The organism is Microbispora sp. NPDC088329 (assembly GCF_040685655.1).
In the GTDB taxonomy this organism is placed as follows: Bacteria; Actinomycetota; Actinomycetes; order Streptosporangiales; family Streptosporangiaceae; genus Microbispora.
Map to the genome: position 1 here is coordinate 1 of NZ_JBFBIP010000003.1, position 18,333 is coordinate 18,333.

The following is an 18,333-nucleotide window of genomic DNA, read 5'->3' on the forward strand; positions in this document are numbered from 1 at the left end:
CCCGCGGCCAAGCTCTGCTACAACGACTACAACATCGACAACTGGTCCTGGGCCAAGACGCAGGGCGTCTACAACATGGTCAAGGACTTCAAGCAGCGCGGCGTGCCCATCGACTGCGTCGGCCTGCAGTCGCACTTCAACAGCGGCAGCCCCTACCCGGGCAACTACCGCACCACCCTGCAGAACTTCGCCGCCCTCGGCGTGGACGTGGCCATCACCGAGCTGGACATCCAGGGCGCCTCGGCCACGACCTACGCCAACGTGGTCAACGACTGCCTGGCCGTCCCGAGGTGCGTCGGCATCACCGTGTGGGGCGTACGCGACAGCGACTCCTGGCGCTCGGGCGACACCCCGCTGCTGTTCGACGGCAACGGCAACAAGAAGGCCGCCTACACCTCGGTGCTGAACGCCCTCAACGCCGCCACCCCGAACACCTCGCCCAGCCCCACCCCACCGGTCAGCCCGAGCCCGAACCCGCCGGTCAGCCCGAGTCCCACCCCGCCGGTGAGCCCGTCGCCCGAGAACTCGCCGGAGCCGGGCGGATGCAGTGCGACGATCCGTACGGTGAACTCCTGGCCGGGCGGATTCCAGTCCGAGGTCACGGTCCGCGCCGGCGGCTCGGCGGTCAGCGGCTGGACGGTGAACTGGAGCTGGTCCGGCTCCCCGTCCATCACCCAGTTGTGGGGCGGTCTCAAGTCCGGATCCGGCGCCTCGGTCTCCGTGCGCAACGAGTCGTGGAACGGCACGCTGGCCGCCAACGGCACCACCACCTTCGGCTTCGTCGCCAACGGCAGCGCGGAGACGCCGACCCTGACGTGCGGCGCCTCCTGACCGGTGGAACCGCGATGACGCGCTCCTGACCAGGAGGAGCGTGCAGGGGCACCCCCGCCACCCGCGGGGGTGCCCCGCAGGCGAGACCGCGACCGGCGGCGGCCGGTTCGCGGGCCGCGGCCGTTCTCCGGCCTGTGCCGCCTGTGCGGCACCTCCGCCACGATCGCGACCGCCGGCCCGTCCGGTCCACCGCGCTTCACACGAACCCGTTCTGCCACGCTTTCCGGGCATCTCTCCGAACCCGGTCAGGTCGTCGATCTCCAGCGGGATACTGGAAGTCCCGTACGTGTCCCCGCCCCCCGGAGAGTCATGCCCCAGCCGCTGGAGCCGAGCGACCCCGAACGCCTGGGCTCCTACCGCATCACCGGCAGGATCGGCGAGGGAGGACAGGGCGTCGTCTATCTCGGCGAGTCGGAATCGGGCGAGCTCGTCGCCGTCAAGCTCTTCCACGCGCGGCTCGGCCGGGACGCCGCGGCCCTCGAGAGCTTCTCCCGCGAGGTGGCGGTCGCCCGCCGAGTGGCCCGGTTCTGCACGGCCCAGGTGCTGGAGTCCGGCATGGAGGGCGGCCGGCCGTACATCGTGAGCGAGTACGTCCAGGGGCCCGCGCTGAACCAGGTGGTGGCCGCGCGGGGGCCGTTGTCGGGCGGCGCGCTCGAACGGCTCGCCATCGCCACGGCCACCGCTCTGGTCTCCCTGCACGACGCCGGGGTCCTCCACCGGGACTTCAAGCCGCAGAACGTGCTCATCGGACCGGACGGGCCGCGGGTCATCGACTTCGGGATCTCCCGTGCCCTCGCCGCCACGAGCACGATGACCAGCCAGGTCGTCGGAACGCCCGCCTACATGGCGCCCGAGCAGTTCACCGCGGGCGAGCTCGGTTTCGCCATCGACGTGTTCGCCTGGGCGTCCACCATCGCGTTCGCCGCCACCGGCCGCGCGCCGTTCGGCGCCGACGCGATCCCCGCCATCATCAACAGGATCCTGCACCGGGAACCCGACCTGGAGGGGATAGAGGCGCCGCTGCGCGACCTGCTCGCCGGGTGCCTCGCCAAGGACCCGGGACGGCGCCCGACCGCCCGGGAGATCCTCGACCGCCTCGTCCGTCCACATCACGATCCGCGGGCCGCGGCGGCGCCGGTCGCACCCGCCGGTCCGCCGGGGTCGTCCCGCGGGCCGGGCCCGGTCACCGTGCCGGGTGGCGGCCGGCGCCGCCGGGTCCGGGCGGCGGTCGCCGCGGTGGTCGTGGCGGTGGCGGTCACGGCGGCCGCCGCCGTGGCGCTGCTGCCGTCCGTGCGTCTGCCGTCCGGGGGGAGCGGCGCCGCCGCGACGGAGCGAGCGGCGGCGGCGGGCACGGCCCCTGCCGCCTCCCCGGCCGCCGACGACGCCTCCGTTCCGTCGGGTGCCCCGTCGCCCACCGCCGCCTCGCGATCCGCGTCGCCCGCCTCCTCGCACCGGCCGCGGGTGAGCCGGTCCACGGCCAGGCCGGACACCACCCGGCCGGCCCCGACGAGGACGGTCACCGCACGGCCGACCGTCCGCCGCTCGAAGACGACCGCGCCGGTCCCGGCGGACTCTCCGGCGTCGAAGCCGGCGAAGCCCTCGCCCACGCCGGCCAGGCGGCTCGCGGAGCTGGGCCCCGGACACTTCACCGACTACTGCGTGAGCCTCGGCTGGGAGTGGGTCGAATACCGCGAGACGCCCACGCCCGGCGCGTACTGCGTCAAGCGGAAGGGCGACACGATGTATCTCAGCCAGGGGCAGCGTGACGCCGGCTGCCGCTGGCGATACCACGACCAGCGGGCCTTCCACCGGTTCAAGGGCAAGTCGAACTACTGCTACACGTACCGCTGACCGCCGGGCCGTGTTCCTTCGCCCACCGGGGCAGACCGGGCCCGCCTCGCGTATCGCCGGAGCGCACGAGTAGTGATGACGAGGAGATCGGGGTAGAAGGTTCCGCCATGCGTGTCCTCATTCGCCGGGTCCTCCCGACCGTCGTCATCGCGGTCATGACGGCCGGGTGTGCGGGGCAGGGCCCGCGGCTGCTCCTCGACGAAGACCCCGACACGGGCGATACCGCCTCGATCGGCGTCATCCTGCCCGACACCGTGGCCCACCGGCCCTACTCCCTGGGAGGCTGGGTGATGTGCCTTGACCGGCTCGGTTCGGTCACCATCGACAAGGTCGACCTGATCAGACCGAGCGGCGGCATCGTCCTGCAGGCGTTCTCCTCCCGGCTGCAGAGCCGCACGCGTGCCATGCTCGGCGAGGAAGAACGGCCTCTGACCGAGCTCGGCTTCCCGGCCCGCAGTCCCGCCGTCACAACGCCCTGCGGCGACAGGGACCACGACGGACTCCTCACGGAGCTGGGCCTGCAGTACGGGAAAACCGGCGACGCCACCGCGCGAGCCGGGGGCGTCCGCGTCTTCTACACCTCCGCCGGTCGTCAGCGCACGGTCGACCTGGACTTGGACGTGCGGCTCTGCGCCCCGGACGACATGCGTACGAAGCAGTGCAGGGACATGTACGAGGAGCTTCGCAGCTCGGGCGACGACGACGAGTAGCCGCCCCGGCGCCCGCCTCGACGGCTGCCAGGAGCCCCGTCCTCCTCGCAATGCCGGGCGCGCGGGAGGAGGCAGACCGATCTCCGCAGGCGCACCGATTTCGTGATCACGGTGTGTTTGCGCCGGTCGGACGGGGGTATGCGGCTGCGCGACCGGGAGGCGAGGCTCATGACTGATCGCCTGTTTTCGGATCGCCGGGACGCGGGCCGGGTGCTCGCGGGACTCCTCAACCACTACCGCGGGCTGCCCGGCGTCGTCGTTCTCGGTCTGCCGCGCGGCGGCGTGCCGGTGGCGTACGAGGTGGCGACCGCGCTGGGCCATCCGCTCGACCTGTTCCTGGTGCGTAAGCTCGGCACGCCCGGGCGCGAGGAGCTCGCGATGGGAGCGATCGCCGGTGGCGGAGTGATCGTGCTCGACGAGGACGTCGTGCGCGGGCTCGGCCTCCGGTCCGACACCGTCCGGCAGGTCGCCGAACGGGAGGCCCGCGAGCTGGCGAGGCGGGAGCGGAGCTACCGGGGTGACACGCCGGCCACGGATCTGCGCGGCAAGATCGTCATCGTGGTCGACGACGGCCTCGCGACCGGGGCGAGCATGCGCGCCGCCGTCCGCGGGGTCCGGCGGCGGGAGCCGGCCCGGATCGTGGTCGCCGTGCCCGCCGCGCCCGAGTCCACCTGCCAGGAGCTGTCCGCTCTGGTGGACGAGGTCGTCTGCGCGACCACGCCCACGCCGTTCTTCTCGGTGGGGGAGTCGTATTGGCACTTCACCCAGACCGCCGACGAGGAGGTGCGCAGACTCCTCCGCGCGGCGGCCTCGGCGCGGGCCGGAGCCCCGCCCGCCAGGACCGACCTCGCGATCCTCCGCTCGGTGCTCGCGCCCGCGCAGGACGGCGTCCCGCCGGACGAGGTGCTGTTCGACATCGTCGGCGACGCGCGGTTCGTGCTCATCGGCGAGGCGTCGCACGGCACCCACGAGTTCTACGCCGCGCGTGCCCGGATGACGCGGCGGCTCATCGAGGACAAGGGCTTCGTCGCCGTGGCGGTGGAGGCCGACTGGCCCGACGCGTACCGGGTGAACCGGTACGTCCGTGGGCGCGGCGACGACGCGACCGCCGAGGAGGCGCTGCGCGGCTTCCAGCGCTTCCCCGCGTGGATGTGGCGGAACGCGGACGTGCTGGAGTTCGCCGGGTGGCTGCGCGAGCACAACGAGCGGCTCGGCGAGCGGGCGCGGGCCGGGTTCTACGGGCTCGACCTCTACAGCCTGCACCGGTCGGCCGACGAGGTCGTCGCGTACCTGGAGGAGGTGGACCCGGGCGCGGCGGAACGGGCCCGCGAACGCTACTCCTGTTTCGACCACAGCGACGGAGACGACGGGCAGGCGTACGGCTTCGCCGCGGCCTTCGGCGCCGGGGAGTCGTGCGAGCGGCGGGTGATCGACCAGCTCGTCGACCTCCAGCGCAACGCGCTGCGCTACCAGCGGGCACAGGGACTGCTCGGCGAGGACGAGTTCTTCCACGCCGAGCGGAACGCCGCGGTGGTGGCGGCCGCGGAGCGGTACTACCGCACGATGTTCGGCGGCCGGGTGTCGTCGTGGAACCTGCGCGACCGGCACATGGCCGACACCCTGTTCGCGCTGGCCGAGCACCTCGGCTGGCAGCGCGGCGAGCCGGCGAGGATCGTGGTGTGGGCGCACAACTCCCATCTCGGCGACGCGCGGGCGACGGAGATGGGCGCGCGCGGCGAACTCAACCTCGGCCGGCTGGTGCGCGAGCACAACCCGGAGGACTGCCGGCTCATCGGCTTCACCACCTACACCGGCACCGTCACGGCGGCCGACGACTGGGGCCGCCCGGCCGAGCGGAAGAACGTGCGACCGGCGCTGCCCGGCTCGGTCGAGGAGCTGTTCCACGAGGTCGGGCACAAGGAGTTCGTGGTCGACCTCGCGCGTGCGGCCGGCGCGGCCGACCTGCTGCGCAGGGCGCTGCTCGAACGGGCCATCGGCGTCGTCTACCGTCCCGGCACGGAGCGGCAGAGCCACTACTTCCAGACCCGCCTGCCCGACCAGTTCGACGCGGTGATCCACATCGACGAGACCGGCGCGCTGGAGCCGCTGGAGCGTACGGCCCGCTGGGAGCGCGGAGAGGTCCCCGAGACCTACCCGGTGGCGGTCTGAGACCTGGACGGCGGGGGCGGAGGAGCGACGGCACGCGGAGCGACTCCTTCCGGCCGGAGAACCTGTTCCCGAGGTCCCCTGTGTGGTGGCCGTGCGGCCGGCTCGGCGAACGCCAGGGGCCGGTCGCCTCGACCGGCCCCTTGACGCGGCGCCGGGAGCGATTTGCCGGACCGGCAACACGATTCGCGGCGGCGCCACGGTCCGGCGCATGATCCTCACAGGAACCACCAGGAACTTTGGAGGATCGATGGCGCAGCCCGCTCCCGCCGCGGCGGTCACACATCGTCTGGTCTCGTCTCCCGCCGGTCGCATCCACGTGGTGGAGCAGGGCTCCGGACCGCTGGTGCTGCTGGTGCACGGGTTTCCCGAGTCCTGGTATTCGTGGCGTCACCAACTGCCGGTGCTGGCCGCGGCCGGTTACCGGGCCGTCGCCCTGGACGTCAGGGGTTATGGCCGCTCCTCCAAGCCCGGGGACGTGGCCGCGTACCGGATGCTGGAGCTGGTCGAGGACAACGTCGCGGTCGTGCACGCCCTGGGCGAGCGGACCGCGGTGATCGTGGGCCACGACTGGGGCGCGACCATCGCCGCGAACTCCGCCCTCGTGAGGCCCGAGGTCTTCCGCGCGGTCGGTCTGCTGAGCGTGCCGTACGCTCCGCGCGGCGGGCCGCGGCCCAGCGAGGTGTTCGCGCGGATGGGCGGGGAGGAGGAGTTCTATGTCGGCTACTTCCAGGAGCCCGGCCGGGCCGAGAGCGAGATCGAGCCGGACGTCCGCGGCTGGCTCGCCGGCTTCTACGCCGCCCTGTCCGCCGACACCATGCCCTCCGCCGGTGCCCCGGACCCGCACTTCGTGTCCCGGGGCGGAAGGCTGCGCGACCGCTTCCCCTCCGGCCGGCCGCCCGCCTGGCTCGGCGCGGACGATCTCGACACGTACGCGGCGGAGTTCGAACGGACCGGCATGACCGGGGCGCTGAACCGCTACCGGAACATGGACCGGGACTGGGAGGACCTCGCCGGTTTCGACGGTGCCCCCATCACACAGCCGTCGCTGTTCATCGGCGGCGCGCTGGACGCCTCCACCACCTGGATGGCGGACGCCGTCGCGGCCTACCCGGTCACGCTGCCGGGCCTGGTCTCCTCGCGCGTACTCGACGGCTGCGGCCACTGGATCCAGCAGGAACGCCGAGACGAGGTCAACGACATCCTGACCGGCTGGCTCGCCTCCCTGCACGCGTGAATGGGCCGCCTGAAACGGCGAACGTCCGGGCCGGCCCGTGTGGGCCGGCCCGGACGTCATGTCATGCTCAGACCAGGTCGAACCGGTCGAGGTTCATCACCTTGTCCCACGCCTTGACGAAGTCCTGCACGAACTTCTCCTTGGCGTCGTCGCTGGCGTAGACCTCCGCGACCGCGCGCAGCTCGGAGTTCGCCCCGAAGACGAGGTCGGCCCGGCTGCCGGTCCACTTGACCTCGCCCGTGGCGGCGTCGCGGCCCTCGAACGTGCTCTGGTCCTCCGAGGTCGACTTCCACTCCGTGCCCAGGTCGAGCAGGTTGACGAAGAAGTCGTTGGTCAGGACCTCGGGGGTCTCGGTGAAGACGCCGAGCTTCGACTGCTGGTGGTTGGCGCCCAGGACGCGCAGGCCGCCGACGAGGACCGTCATCTCCGGGGCGCTGAGGTTCAGCAGGTTCGCCCGGTCGACCAGCAGGTATTCGGCCGGCAGGCGGTTGCCCTTCCCGTAGTAGTTGCGGAACCCGTCGACGGTCGGCTCGAGCGCGGCGAACGACTCGACGTCCGTCTGCTCCTGCGACGCGTCCACGCGGCCCGGCGTGAAGGGGACCTCCACGTCGACGCCCGCGTCCTTGGCGGCCTTCTCGACGGCGGCGCACCCGGCGAGCACGATCACGTCGGCGAGGGAGACCTGCTTGCCACCGGTCTGGGCGGCGTTGAACGACTGCTGGACGCCCTCCAGGGTGCGCAGCACGGTCGCGAGCTGGTCGGGGTCGTTGACCTCCCACCCGATCTGCGGCTGCAGGCGGACGCGCGCGCCGTTGGCGCCGCCGCGCTTGTCGCTGCCGCGGAAGGACGCGGCCGAGGCCCACGCGGTGGACACGAGCTGGGACACCGACAGGCCCGAGGCGAGGATCTGGTCCTTGAGGGCGGCGATGTCGGCGGCGTCGACGAGCTCGTACGTCCGCTCCGGCAGCGGGTCCTGCCACAGGAGCACCTCGGAGGGGACCTCCGGGCCGAGGTAGCGCGCGACCGGGCCCATGTCGCGGTGGGTCAGCTTGAACCACGCGCGGGCGAAGGCGTCCGCGAACTCGTCGGGGTTCTCGAGGAAGCGCCGCGAGATCTGCTCGTAGATCGGGTCGAACCGGAGCGCGAGGTCGGTCGTCAGCATCGTCGGGGCGTGACGCTTCGACGGGTCGTGGGCGTCGGGGACGGTGCCCGCCCCGGCGCCGTCCTTCGGCCGCCACTGGTTGGCGCCGGCGGGGCTCTTGAACAGCTCCCACTCGTAGCCGAAGAGGACCTCGAAGAAGGTGTTGTCCCACGTGGTCGGGGTGGGCGTCCAGATGACCTCGAGACCGCTGGTGATCGTGTCGCCGCCCTTGCCGGTGCCGTAGCTGTTCTTCCAGCCCAGGCCCTGCTGCTCGATGGGGGCGGCCTCGGGGTCGGGGCCGACGTTGTCGGCGGGACCCGCGCCGTGGGTCTTGCCGAAGGTGTGACCACCCGCGATCAGGGCGACGGTCTCCTCGTCGTTCATCGCCATGCGGCGGAACGTCTCACGGATGTCGCGGGCCGCGGCGATCGGGTCCGGGTTGCCGTTCGGGCCCTCCGGGTTGACGTAGATGAGGCCCATCTGGACCGCGGCGAGCGGGTTCTCCAGCTCACGGTCGCCGCTGTAGCGCTCGTCGCCGAGCCAGGTGGTCTCCGGGCCCCAGTAGACGTCGTCGTCGGGCTCCCAGGCGTCCACCCGGCCGCCGGCGAAGCCGAAGGTCTTGAAGCCCATCGACTCCAGGGCGACGTTGCCGGTGAGGATCAGGAGGTCGGCCCAGGAGATCTTCTTGCCGTACTTCTTCTTGACCGGCCACAGCAGGCGGCGGGCCTTGTCGAGGTTCCCGTTGTCCGGCCAGCTGTTGAGCGGGGCGAAGCGCTGCTGGCCCGAGCCGGCGCCGCCGCGGCCGTCGCTGATGCGGTAGGTGCCCGCGCTGTGCCACGCCATCCGGATCATGAGCGGGCCGTAGTGGCCGAAGTCGGCGGGCCACCAGTCCTGCGAGGTCGTCAGCACCTCCGCGATGTCCCGCTTGACCGCCGCGAGGTCGAGGGACGAGAACGCCTCGGCGTAGTCGAAGTCCTCACCGAGGGGGTTGGCCACGGCGGGGTTCTTGGCGAGGATCTTCAGGTTGAGGCGCTCCGGCCACCACTGGTGGTTGGCGCTGCCCTGAGTCGGATGCGGGGCGCGCGTGTGCGCGACCGGGCAGCCGCCTTCGCCCTCCGTCTTCGGGTCGACAACGATTGCGTCGTGGTTCTCAGTCAAGGCAATCCTTCTGCACTAGGCGGATCATGGGGCTCAGGTAGTGCGGGCGTTCGAACAGCCGGGGCACAGGCCCCAGTAGATGACGTCGGCCTCGTCGATCGTGAAGCCGTGGTCGTCGGACGCGGTCAGGCACGGCGCCTCGCCGACCGAACAGTCGACGTCGGCGACGAGACCACACGATCGGCACACGACGTGGTGGTGGTTGTCGCCGACGCGGCCCTCGTACCTGGCCGGGCTGCCGGCCGGTTCGAGGCGGCGTACGAGTCCCGCCGCGGTGAGGGCGTGGAGAGCCTCATACACGGCTTGCAGGGAGACATGGCCCACGCGATCGCGCACCCCGGAGGCGATCGTCTCGACGTCGAGGTGGTCACCGCTGCGGACGGTCTCGAGCAGTGCGACGCGGGCGGCCGTCACTCGCAGGCCGGCCCCGCGCAGTTCCTCGGCGGTGGTCGGGGTCCTGGGCGCGATCATGGCGTTCACCATACAGTCATAAACACGATTGATTCAAGAGAGTGAATGAACCAATCTTATGGCCGCCTCAGGTAACGACCGTCCGGCTCGCGGCGGTCCGGCGTGCCGCGCCCGGGTAGATCCTCCCGTCGGCTTGCGCAAAAGCCGGTCGAGGTGCCGCCTCCGGCGTACGCGTGAGGGTACCTACGCACCAGTCCGCGGTTCTCGGAAAGGGGAATCCCCCCATGTCCACAACGATCAAGCACCACCCGCACACGGAACACGATCATCATCATGGGGCCGAATGCGGCCATGTCGCGGTTCCGCACGGCGACCACGTGGACTACGTCCACGACGGCCACCTGCACCGGGTTCACGAGAACCATGTCGACGAATGCGAGGTGAGCGGGCACGTCGTCCACGACGCGCACGACCACGAGCACGGGCCGGGGTGCGGGCACGTGGCCGTGCCGCACGGCGACCACGTCGACTACATCCACGACGGGCACCACCACATGCACCACGACGGTCACTGGGATGACCACTAGGCGGACACCCTCCGGCCGGGGCTTCCCCGCGGGGAGCGGACGACGCGGCCGGGGTTCGCGGCACCGCCTGCCGTTCGGGCGGGGCAGTGCAGGCTGAGCCGTGCCATGCGGTCCCCACCTGCGGGGATAGGGTGGGTGCAGGGGTCGGAGGATGCGTGATCTGCTGAGGGAGTCGCGCCGCCCCCACCGCGTGCGCGAGCATCCGTACGCCCCCTGGTTCGCGGTCGGCGCGGTGTGCATCGGCGCGTTCATGGGACAGCTGGACGCGAGCATCGTCACCCTGGCCTTCCCGGCGCTGGAACGGGAGTTCGGCGCTTCGCTGGCGGCCGTGCAGTGGGTGTCCCTGGGCTATCTGCTGGTGCTGGTCGCGTTGCTGGCCGGGGCCGGAAGGCTCGCCGACGTGGCCGGCCGCAAGCTGGTCTACCTCTACGGCTTCGTCGTGTTCACCGCCGCCTCGGCCGCCTGCGGGCTGGCGCCGTCCCTGGCGGTGCTGGTGGCCGGCCAGCTGGTGCAGGCGGCGGGCGCGGCGATGCTCCAGGCCAACAGTGTGGCCCTGGTCGTGTCGAGCGTCCCCCGGGCGCGGATGCGGACCGGCCTGGGCATGCAGGCGGCGGCCCAGGCACTCGGCCTGGCCCTGGGGCCTGCCCTCGGCGGAGTGCTGGTCGCCACGGCGGGATGGCGGTGGGTGTTCTGGATCAACGTGCCGGTCGGCTGCGCGGCCGTGATCGCCGGACGTTACCTGCTGCCGCGCACGCGGCAACGGGGGAGGGGCGGCCGCTTCGACTGGCCGGGACTGGTCCTGCTCGCGGCCTCCACCAGTGCCCTGCTGCTCGCCGCCTCCGTGCTCTCGGGCCTGGACCTGCCGTCCTGGTCGGTGCCCGTTCTGCTCACCGCCGCCGCCGGGGCCGCGATCGGCTTCTGGCGGTGGGAGGCGGGGGTCCCGTCCGCTCTCATCGACACCGTCCTGCTCCGCGGCCGCGTCGTCACGGCGGGGCTCGCCGGAGCGCTGGGCGGCTACCTGGTGCTGTTCGGCCCGCTGGTGTCGATCCCGCAGGTCCTCGTGGCCGGTGGGACCGGCGAGCTGGTCGCCGGCCTGGTCCTGACGGCGCTGCCCGGGGGCTTCGCGGCGAGCGCCCTGATGGGCGACCACCTGTTGCCCCGTGTCTGGGACGACCGGCGCAGGTGCGTCGTCGGCGCCGTGGCGGCGGCCGCCGGCTGCGCGCTGCTGGCCGCGGATCCCGCCGCCGAGGGCTGGGCCGGGGCCTGCCTGGCGCTGACAGGCGCCGGTCTCGGCCTGTTCGTGCCCGCCAACAACACCGCCGTCATGGCCGCCGTCCCCGAACGGGTGTCGGCCACAGCCGGCGGCATGGTGAACATGGCCCGGGGCATCGGCACGGCGCTCGGCATCGCCGCGGTGACCCTGGCCCTGCATCTCGCGGGAGTCTCCCACGAGGCGGGCGGCCGCGCCGCGGCGGCCATCCTGGCGGCAGTGGCGCTGCTCGCCGCCCTCACCGCTTCGAGCCGGGTGGTGGGGCCGGGGGGCGGCCCCTACCCTGGTCGGTCATGACGATCGTGCGAAGGGGCCCGCGTGAGCGCTGAGGATGTGGCGGCCCGGCTCCGGGAGATCTGCCTGAGCCTGCCGGAGGCCGTGGAGAAGCCGTTCGGGGGCCACACCGCGCCCTCGTACCGCGTCGGCGACAGGTTGTTCGCGATGACCGGTGAGGACGGGCGGTCGCTGACGTTCAAGGCCGGGCCGGGGGTGCAGGAGGCACTCGTGACCTCGGATCCGGAGCGTTTCTTCGTCCCGCCGTACGTCGGCCGCAACGGCTGGGTGGGCGCGCGCCTGGACGCCGAGCAGGACTGGGACGAGATCGCCGGGCTGATCGAGGACAGCTACCGGCTGATCGCGCCGAAACGCCTGGTCCGGCTCCTCGGCGAACCGCCGGCGAACGCCTGACCATCGGCGACCCCGCACCGGGCTCGGCGTCCGGGGCGGCCCGTGTCACCGCACCCTCGTACGCGCGTCTGGCCCGTGCTGCCGCGCCTGCCCGCACTGTGGCATCGGCTATGGTCAGTTTCCCTTCGCGGCGCGGCCGAGACGGAAGGCCGAGATGAGGAAGAAGACGCCGCCGGGGATGGCGTACCCCGCCGCGTTGATCAGCGTCGGGCTGTCCGCGGAGGCGCCGACGACGAACGACGCGCCGGCGAGTACGGAGATGCCGCCGCTGATGATCATCGGCCACTGGCCGCCCATCGTGCGGCGAGTGACACCGACGATCAGCTGGACCAGTCCGGCCACGACCGCCCAGGCACCCCACACCCGCAGCACCGCCGGGATACCGGACGCGCAGGCGACGGCCACGCCGACGGCGGTGATCAGACTGACCACGATGTTCACGTACAGCAGGGCGGGTGATCCGGTGGTGCGCGACGCGCGGGCGTCGGCGATGGCGGCGGCCACGTCGAACAGCGGGTAGAGCACGAGCAGAGTGACCGCGAGCGCACCCAGGTTCGAGGCGGTCGTGAACATCACGAGGGCCCAGACGATGGCGAACGCGAACCGGACGAAGTACAGCCGCCGCAGTGCGGACACGGTTGCGGACATACCGGGCGAAGCGGTGATAGTGCTCATGGTGATCCTTTCGGTGGATGAGCGATGCGGAAAGCGGTTCAGCGCGGCTCGCGGTCGGTTCTCTCGATGCGACGCCCCTGGTCACGCCGGCCATTGATGCGTACGTCAGCACGACGAGCCGCTGCCGGGCCGTCTTAGCTAGACCGATCGTTCTGTCTTGGGCACAGCATGGCAACCTGTCGCGCAGACTGTCAAGACCGAACGTTCTATCCGCTAAGGTGGTGGTATGCCCAGCCAATCCGAAGGCCGGCCGTCCGAAGCGCGGTCCCGGCTGCTCACCACGGCCACCCGGCTCTTCTACGCGGAGGGCATCCATGCCGTCGGCATCGATCGCATCGTCGCCGAAGCGCAGGTGACGCGGGCCACTCTCTACCGGCACTTCCCGGGCAAGGAAGACCTCGTCCTCGCCTATCTGGACGAGGTCGACCGAGCCATTCGGGGTCAGGCGGACGAGGCCGTCGCCGCCGGACTACCGGCCGCCGGCACCATCCGGGCCCTCAGCGAGTCCATCGCCCAGGGCATCCGGTCCCCCGGCTTCCGGGGATGCGCCTTCCTCAACGCCGCCGCCGAGTATCCCGACCCGGAGTCGCCGGTGCACAAGGCCGTGCTCGCCCACCGCCACTGGTTCCTGGAAACCGTCACGGAACTGCTCGCGAGGATCCAGGAGACCGGCGCCGAGCCCGCTGCCCGCCACTTCGTGATGATGCGCGACGGCGCCATGGCCGCCGGTTGCCTGTTCGACCCGGTGCTGGTCTGCGAGACCTTCCTTCGCGGGGTCGAGAGGCTCCTGCAGGTCCATGCCGCCACCGACTACGACGGACCGGAGGGCGCCTGAAGCCGCAGGCCTCCGCTCAGGAGCGGCCGAGCCCTGCCCGCGGGCGCCGGCCGGACGGCGCGGCGGCGGTGTTTCCCTCAGGCCGGTGTCTCACAGCGGCGGGTAGGCGTTGGTGAGAAGTTCCTGGAACTGCGCCTCGAACCACTGCCCCGCCGCCGGGGCGTCCGGGAGCGCCCCGCCGGGCACGTTTCCGTTGTTCACCTGGAGGTATGCGGGGTCGCACATCGGGTCGTGCCGGGTGCCGTCCGGAGCCGTGACGTTCACGCTGGAGCCGTCGGAGACACCCGGCGGCTTGATCCAGGCGTACGCGTCGATGCCGGAGGCGGGGATGGCACGGGGTCGCTCGCCGAGCCCGGCGCCGGCCTGGTTGCACCAGTTGCCGACGCTGTGGCGGCGGTCCGTGCGGGATTCGTCCACGAACCGGTTCACGTCGCCGACGGTGCTGGTGTGGACCGGGCGGCGCCGGCCACCCCAGCCGTTGCGCGAGGTGTCGATCACCATGCCGATGTCGGAAGCGAAGCCGGCCGCGATGAGCCGCTGCCGGAACGCCTGGGCGAACGAGAGCTCGTCCACGTAATCGTTCCCGGCGACCCATCGTGAGGTCTTCACCGGCAGGCCCATGTGGGTGTTGTAGTACGGCTCGACCAGGGCGCCGTAGCCGGCGACGTTCACCGTGAAGCCGTGCACGGGTGAAGGCGCTCCTCCGGCCGCGCCCACGATGCTCGCGAGCAGGCCGGCGGCCCGGCCGAAGTTGTCCGGATGGCCGACGACGCCGTGATGGGAGGCGTCGAGGTAGACGTACACGTTGGGGATGGCGAGCAGCCGGTTCACCGCGTACCGCAGCGCCTCGGGGTAGGCGCCGCTCGCCTGTACGGCGGCGCAGCGGCTGGTGATGGCGGGCGCGAGCAGACCGGGCAGGAAGTCGGGCTCGACGATCGCCACGATGCGCAGCCGCTGGTAGGCCGGGTCGGCCAGGATCCCGGCGATCGGGTCGACGTACTCGTTCCGGTAGCGGTTCAGGCCGTCGGACGCCAGGCTGAAGTCCCCGTTGGACACCAGGTGGGTGCAGTTGCGGTCCGGCAGGTCGTTCAGCACGATCTGGATCGTGAGCGGCCCCGAGCCGCCGGCCTGCAGGACGGCCTGGTTCAGATGCGCGCGCAGCCCGGGGAAGGAGGCGGTTCCTTCGATGGAGGAAACCCGGTCGAGCCAGACACCGGTCGAACTGGTCGCCACCGGCGCCCCGCCGGGCTGGGCCCTGGCCCACGCGTACCACCAGGGATCGACGTAGCCGCGGGCGGCCACGTAGGGATTGTCGACGCGGGCGTCCGCCGTCGCCGGGACGGACGTGAGGACCGGCAGGAGGATCGCCGCCGCGATCGTCGCCATGAGACGCGTTCCCAGACGCATCGCCACGCCGTGCCTCCTCGTCCGGTGACGTGTGAGTGACTTCGTCACCACGCACGATCCACTCGCCGGGCGGGCTCGTACAGCGTTGGATCGGACCGTCCGCCGCGCGCGGGTGAGCGCCCGGGAGCGGTCACCCGTTCTGATCTCGGCGAACGTCCGCGCCGCCCGATGCCGCCGCGTCCCGCCTCATGAAAGCTTCACGCGTGGCGGCGTGCCGTCCTCAGGATGGCACCGGTCCTCATGGCATCGGTCCTCATGGCATCGGGGCGGCCGGCTTCGTGACGCGGGCGCCGGTCATGACGAGGCCCAGGCAGACCAGGGCCACGGCGGCCACCGCCGTCAGCATGACCGGATAGGAGAGCCACGCCGACAGGGTCGCCAGCACGGTGGGGAGCAGGAAGCCCGCGTAGGCGAGCGTGTAGTAGACACCGGTCAGGCCGGCCAGGTCGTCCGGGCCGGCCATGCGCTGGATCTCCAGCAGCCCGGACACCACGGCGATGCCGTAGCCGGCCCCCAGGGCGGACGCCGCGACGGCCGCGAGCCACGGCGACAGCAGCACCGCGTTCGCCGCGCACAGCGCCGCGCCGAGGAGCATCACCGCCATCGCCGCCACCGGAGCCCGTCCGGCGCGCGATCCGGCCTCGCCCTGCAACCTCCTGGCCACGGGCTGCACGGCCGCCCCCGTGCCCAGGGTCAGCACGGTCAGTCCGGTCGCGTACGCGAGTCCCCAGTCACCGACACGGAAGCCGACCAGCTGGGGCATGACCGCGTACGCGAGTCCGGCCGCGCCGAACACCCACGGCGCCATCGGCAGGACCACGAGCCGGAACCGCTTGCGTGCCGGTGCGGGGACACGCAGATCGTTCACCAGCGTCGCGAGGAGCCGCCGGACCGAACCCGTCCCGTGTGAGAGCGGCGGCCGTGTCTCGGGCACCCGCAGAAGCAGCACGGGTATCGCCACGGTGAGCAGAAGGTGGACGGCGTACGGGCTCACCATGGGCCACGGCCCCCACTGGGCCAGCACCCCCGCGACACCGGCGCCGAGCCCGAATCCGGCCGTCTGGCACAGTGCGGCGCGGCGTGCGGCGAGCCCGCCGTCCGCCCCGGCCGACAGCTCCTTCACCCAGCTGCTGCCCACCGACATGGCGATGCCGACCGCGAGGCCGGTGATCAGCCTGCCCGCGTAGATGGGCCAGGCGCTCTGCCCGCCGAAGCAGAGCACCAGGCTCGCCACGGCGGAGGCGACGGCGCCGGCCACGAGCACGGGACGTCGCCCGCGCCGGTCGGAGACGGGCCCGGCGAGCAGGAGCCCCGGCACGAGCCCGACGACGTACGCGCCGAGGAAGGCGTCGACGCTGAGCGTGGAGTAGCCGCCCAGCCGGCGGTACATCAGCAGCAGCGGGGTGAACTGGTTGCCGCCCCAGCCACAGGCGAACATCGCGACGGCGACGGCCAGCCAGGAGTCTGACGTGTGTGCGGAGGCAGGCGGCGAGACGGCCTGCTGGGTTTCGTGCATGGGGAGGGTCGGACCTTCACAGGGATCGTGCGTGAGGAGGACGCGTCTCAGCGGTCGTCGCGGCCCGCCGTGTACGGCGAGCCGTGTGTCGCGGTGAGATGACCGAGCAGGGCCGAGGCGAAGGCGGCGGCGTCGCCGCCGAGGAGGTGCTCGAGGAGGGCCTCGTGCTCGTCGGCCAGCAGGGACAGCCGCTCGGGCCGCGGGCGCAGCGCGGAGATGCTCATCCGCCGCTGCCTGTCGCCGAGCGTGGCGTAGAACCGGCCGGCCAGCCGGTTTCCGGACGCTTCGACGATGCAGCGGTGGAACGACTCGTCCGCCTCGGCGAATCCGCCGATGTCCGCGGCCTCGGCCAGGGCCCGCTGACGCCGCAGCAGCTCTCGCATCTTCGTGTGGTGTTCATCCGGCAGGCCGTCTCGCGCGATGCGCTCCGCGGCGGACCGTTCGAGCGCCAGCCGCAGCTCCAGCACGTCCGCCGCCTCTCCCGGCGGCACCGGCACCACCACCGCGCCGCGCTTGGGGTGAAGCGCCAGCAGCTCCTCCGACTCCAGCCGCAGGAAGGCCTCCCGGACAGGCGTCCTGCTCACGCGTACCCGCTCGGCGATCTCACCCTCGCTGATGAGGCTGCCGCCCGGCAGCTCGCCGGAGAGGATCAGCTCCTTGGTCACGGCGTACGCGGTGTGGGCGGCGGACGGGCGTTTCGCGGGATCGGCCATGTGAGGAGCCTAGCAGTATGGATACAAGCTTGTATCTATGGGGGTGTGCGCCGGGCGGACGCGCCGCGGACGGTCCCCGTTCCCGGCGTCCGGCCCCGCACCGGCCAGGGCGGCGCGGTGACGGGGTCCTCCGGAGAAGTTAGGCTTACCTAAGAATCTGACGAAGGGATTTCCGATGGCGACGACCGAACCGGCGCGGCGCACGCCCCCCGTGACCACGGGCGTGGTGGTGCGTACCGAGCGGCTGACCCCGCACATGATCCGCGTGGTGCTCGGCGGTGAGGGGCTCGCCGGGTTCGGTGCGGGCGAGTTCACCGACCACTACGTGAAGCTGCTGTTCCCGCTGCCGGGAGTGGCCTACCCGGAGCCGTTCGACATGGCCGTGATCCGTGCCGAGCTGCCGCGCGACCAGTGGCCGAAGACGCGGACCTACACCGTGCGGGCCTGGGACCCGGGTGCGCGGGAGCTGACCGTCGACTTCGTCTACCACGGCGACGAGGGACTGGCCGGCCCCTGGGCGCTGCGGGCCCGGCCGGGTGACGTGATCCGTTTCCTGGGCCCCGGCGGGGCGTACGCGCCGAGCGCGGAGGCGGACTGGCACCTGCTGGCAGGGGACGAGAGCGCTCTTCCGGCGATCGGCGCCGCCCTGGAGCGGCTCCCGGCCGGGGCCCCCGCCCGGGTGTTCCTGGAGGTGGAGGACCCGGAGGAGGAGCAGAAGCTGCCGACGGAGGGCGACGCGGAGATCGTGTGGCTGCACCGCCGAGGCGGGCAGGTGGGCGAGGCGCTGGTGCGGGCGGTGCGGGAGCTGGAGTTCCCCGCGGGCGTCGTGCACGCCTTCGTCCACGGTGAGGCGAACTTCGTCAAGGAGTTGCGGCGATACCTGCGCGTGGAACGCGGCCTTCCCCTGGAGCAGCTGTCGATCTCCGGCTACTGGCGGCGGGGCCGTGACGAGGACGGCTGGCAGTCCTCCAAGCGGGAGTGGAACCGCGGCATCGAGGAGGAGGAGTCCGCCGCCCTCGGCGGCTGACCCGGGGCGTCCGCGCCGGCCCGCCGGGTGCGGGCCGTTTTAGATCCCCGTTATGCGCTCGCGGCTATGGTGACGCCCGACGATGTCTCGGTGAGCGTTCTCGGGAGTGCT

General features: G+C 72.2%; 16 protein-coding genes. 10 read left to right on the plus strand and 6 right to left on the minus strand.

The features are described 5' to 3' along the window. The 5 genes from AB0O28_RS07245 to AB0O28_RS07265 all read left to right on the plus strand — a co-directional run. The coding region (locus tag AB0O28_RS07245; RefSeq protein ID WP_363637274.1) for an endo-1,4-beta-xylanase at positions 1-831 on the plus strand (831 nt) is incomplete at its 5' end. Positions 832-1,140: 309 nt separating this feature from the next. Then, the gene (locus AB0O28_RS07250) at positions 1,141-2,682 is read left to right on the plus strand and encodes a protein kinase (protein WP_363637276.1); all 1,542 of its coding nucleotides are present in this window, start codon (positions 1,141-1,143) and stop codon (positions 2,680-2,682) included. Positions 2,683-2,789: 107 nt separating this feature from the next. Then, positions 2,790-3,392 (plus strand): hypothetical protein, encoded by a 603-nt coding sequence (locus tag AB0O28_RS07255; RefSeq protein WP_363637278.1) that lies wholly within the window; start codon positions 2,790-2,792, stop codon positions 3,390-3,392. Positions 3,393-3,560: 168 nt separating this feature from the next. Continuing rightward, the gene (locus AB0O28_RS07260; protein ID WP_363637280.1) at positions 3,561-5,561 is read left to right on the plus strand and encodes an erythromycin esterase family protein; all 2,001 of its coding nucleotides are present in this window, start codon (positions 3,561-3,563) and stop codon (positions 5,559-5,561) included. 208 nt (positions 5,562-5,769) lie between these two features. After that, positions 5,770-6,795 (plus strand): alpha/beta hydrolase, encoded by a 1,026-nt coding sequence (locus AB0O28_RS07265; RefSeq protein ID WP_363637282.1) that lies wholly within the window; start codon positions 5,770-5,772, stop codon positions 6,793-6,795. A 67-nt stretch (positions 6,796-6,862) separates the two neighbouring features. On the opposite strand, the gene katG is transcribed toward AB0O28_RS07265, so the two are convergent. Both katG and AB0O28_RS07275 read right to left on the minus strand, forming a co-directional pair. Further along, positions 6,863-9,094: a catalase/peroxidase HPI gene (katG, locus tag AB0O28_RS07270; RefSeq protein WP_363637284.1), complete on the minus strand. Its 2,232-nt coding sequence runs from the start codon at positions 9,092-9,094 to the stop codon at positions 6,863-6,865. A gap of 33 nt (positions 9,095-9,127) precedes the next feature. Then, positions 9,128-9,565 carry a Fur family transcriptional regulator gene (locus tag AB0O28_RS07275; protein WP_363637286.1) on the minus strand — a complete coding sequence of 146 codons (438 nt, stop codon included), beginning with the start codon at positions 9,563-9,565 and terminating at the stop codon, positions 9,128-9,130. 224 nt (positions 9,566-9,789) lie between these two features. Here AB0O28_RS07275 and AB0O28_RS07280 point away from each other — a divergent pair, with 224 nt between their 5' ends. The 3 genes from AB0O28_RS07280 (at position 9,790) to AB0O28_RS07290 (ending at position 12,049) form a co-directional block, all read left to right on the plus strand. After that, positions 9,790-10,092, plus strand: coding sequence for a hypothetical protein (locus AB0O28_RS07280; RefSeq protein ID WP_363637288.1), 303 nt, complete (start codon positions 9,790-9,792; stop codon positions 10,090-10,092). A gap of 151 nt (positions 10,093-10,243) precedes the next feature. After that, the gene (locus tag AB0O28_RS07285; RefSeq protein WP_363637290.1) at positions 10,244-11,659 is read left to right on the plus strand and encodes an MFS transporter; all 1,416 of its coding nucleotides are present in this window, start codon (positions 10,244-10,246) and stop codon (positions 11,657-11,659) included. A gap of 21 nt (positions 11,660-11,680) precedes the next feature. Continuing rightward, a complete protein-coding gene (locus AB0O28_RS07290) occupies positions 11,681-12,049 on the plus strand; it encodes an MmcQ/YjbR family DNA-binding protein (RefSeq protein ID WP_363637292.1) in 369 nt (122 codons plus the stop codon). A 114-nt stretch (positions 12,050-12,163) separates the two neighbouring features. Here the strand turns inward: AB0O28_RS07290 and AB0O28_RS07295 are convergent, their stop codons facing one another. Further along, a complete protein-coding gene (locus AB0O28_RS07295) occupies positions 12,164-12,724 on the minus strand; it encodes a hypothetical protein (protein WP_363637294.1) in 561 nt (186 codons plus the stop codon). A 226-nt stretch (positions 12,725-12,950) separates the two neighbouring features. On the opposite strand from AB0O28_RS07295, the gene AB0O28_RS07300 reads away from it, so the two are divergent. Then, the gene (locus tag AB0O28_RS07300) at positions 12,951-13,559 is read left to right on the plus strand and encodes a TetR/AcrR family transcriptional regulator (protein ID WP_363637296.1); all 609 of its coding nucleotides are present in this window, start codon (positions 12,951-12,953) and stop codon (positions 13,557-13,559) included. Between the two features lie 90 nt (positions 13,560-13,649). On the opposite strand, the gene AB0O28_RS07305 is transcribed toward AB0O28_RS07300, so the two are convergent. The 3 genes from AB0O28_RS07305 to AB0O28_RS07315 all read right to left on the minus strand — a co-directional run bounded on the left by AB0O28_RS07305 (position 13,650) and on the right by AB0O28_RS07315 (position 17,195). Next, positions 13,650-14,966 carry a glycoside hydrolase family 6 protein gene (locus AB0O28_RS07305; RefSeq protein ID WP_363638372.1) on the minus strand — a complete coding sequence of 439 codons (1,317 nt, stop codon included), beginning with the start codon at positions 14,964-14,966 and terminating at the stop codon, positions 13,650-13,652. Positions 14,967-15,219: 253 nt separating this feature from the next. Beyond that, positions 15,220-16,482 (minus strand): MFS transporter, encoded by a 1,263-nt coding sequence (locus tag AB0O28_RS07310; protein ID WP_363637298.1) that lies wholly within the window; start codon positions 16,480-16,482, stop codon positions 15,220-15,222. A 47-nt stretch (positions 16,483-16,529) separates the two neighbouring features. Then, the gene (locus tag AB0O28_RS07315; protein WP_363637300.1) at positions 16,530-17,195 is read right to left on the minus strand and encodes a GntR family transcriptional regulator; all 666 of its coding nucleotides are present in this window, start codon (positions 17,193-17,195) and stop codon (positions 16,530-16,532) included. 175 nt (positions 17,196-17,370) lie between these two features. Between AB0O28_RS07315 and AB0O28_RS07320 the strand changes: the two genes are divergently transcribed. Next, complete coding sequence (locus AB0O28_RS07320) at positions 17,371-18,222, plus strand: siderophore-interacting protein (RefSeq protein WP_363637302.1); 852 nt, start codon at positions 17,371-17,373, stop codon at positions 18,220-18,222. Positions 18,223-18,333: the final 111 nt, after the last annotated feature.

Bases quoted from the DNA above. Each gene is read 5' to 3' on its own strand.
- AB0O28_RS07250 (WP_363637276.1), top strand. From the start codon at position 1,141: ATGCCCCAGCCGCTGGAGCCGAGCGACCCCGAACGCCTGGGCTCCTAC.
- AB0O28_RS07255 (WP_363637278.1), top strand. From the start codon at position 2,790: ATGCGTGTCCTCATTCGCCGGGTCCTCCCGACCGTCGTCATCGCGGTC.
- AB0O28_RS07260 (WP_363637280.1), top strand. From the start codon at position 3,561: ATGACTGATCGCCTGTTTTCGGATCGCCGGGACGCGGGCCGGGTGCTC.
- AB0O28_RS07265 (WP_363637282.1), top strand. From the start codon at position 5,770: ATGATCCTCACAGGAACCACCAGGAACTTTGGAGGATCGATGGCGCAG.
- AB0O28_RS07275 (WP_363637286.1), bottom strand. From the start codon at position 9,565: ATGATCGCGCCCAGGACCCCGACCACCGCCGAGGAACTGCGCGGGGCC.
- AB0O28_RS07280 (WP_363637288.1), top strand. From the start codon at position 9,790: ATGTCCACAACGATCAAGCACCACCCGCACACGGAACACGATCATCAT.
- AB0O28_RS07285 (WP_363637290.1), top strand. From the start codon at position 10,244: ATGCGTGATCTGCTGAGGGAGTCGCGCCGCCCCCACCGCGTGCGCGAG.
- AB0O28_RS07295 (WP_363637294.1), bottom strand. From the start codon at position 12,724: ATGAGCACTATCACCGCTTCGCCCGGTATGTCCGCAACCGTGTCCGCA.
- AB0O28_RS07300 (WP_363637296.1), top strand. From the start codon at position 12,951: ATGCCCAGCCAATCCGAAGGCCGGCCGTCCGAAGCGCGGTCCCGGCTG.
- AB0O28_RS07305 (WP_363638372.1), bottom strand. From the start codon at position 14,966: ATGCGTCTGGGAACGCGTCTCATGGCGACGATCGCGGCGGCGATCCTC.
- AB0O28_RS07310 (WP_363637298.1), bottom strand. From the start codon at position 16,482: ATGCACGAAACCCAGCAGGCCGTCTCGCCGCCTGCCTCCGCACACACG.
- AB0O28_RS07315 (WP_363637300.1), bottom strand. From the start codon at position 17,195: ATGGCCGATCCCGCGAAACGCCCGTCCGCCGCCCACACCGCGTACGCC.
- AB0O28_RS07320 (WP_363637302.1), top strand. From the start codon at position 17,371: ATGGCGACGACCGAACCGGCGCGGCGCACGCCCCCCGTGACCACGGGC.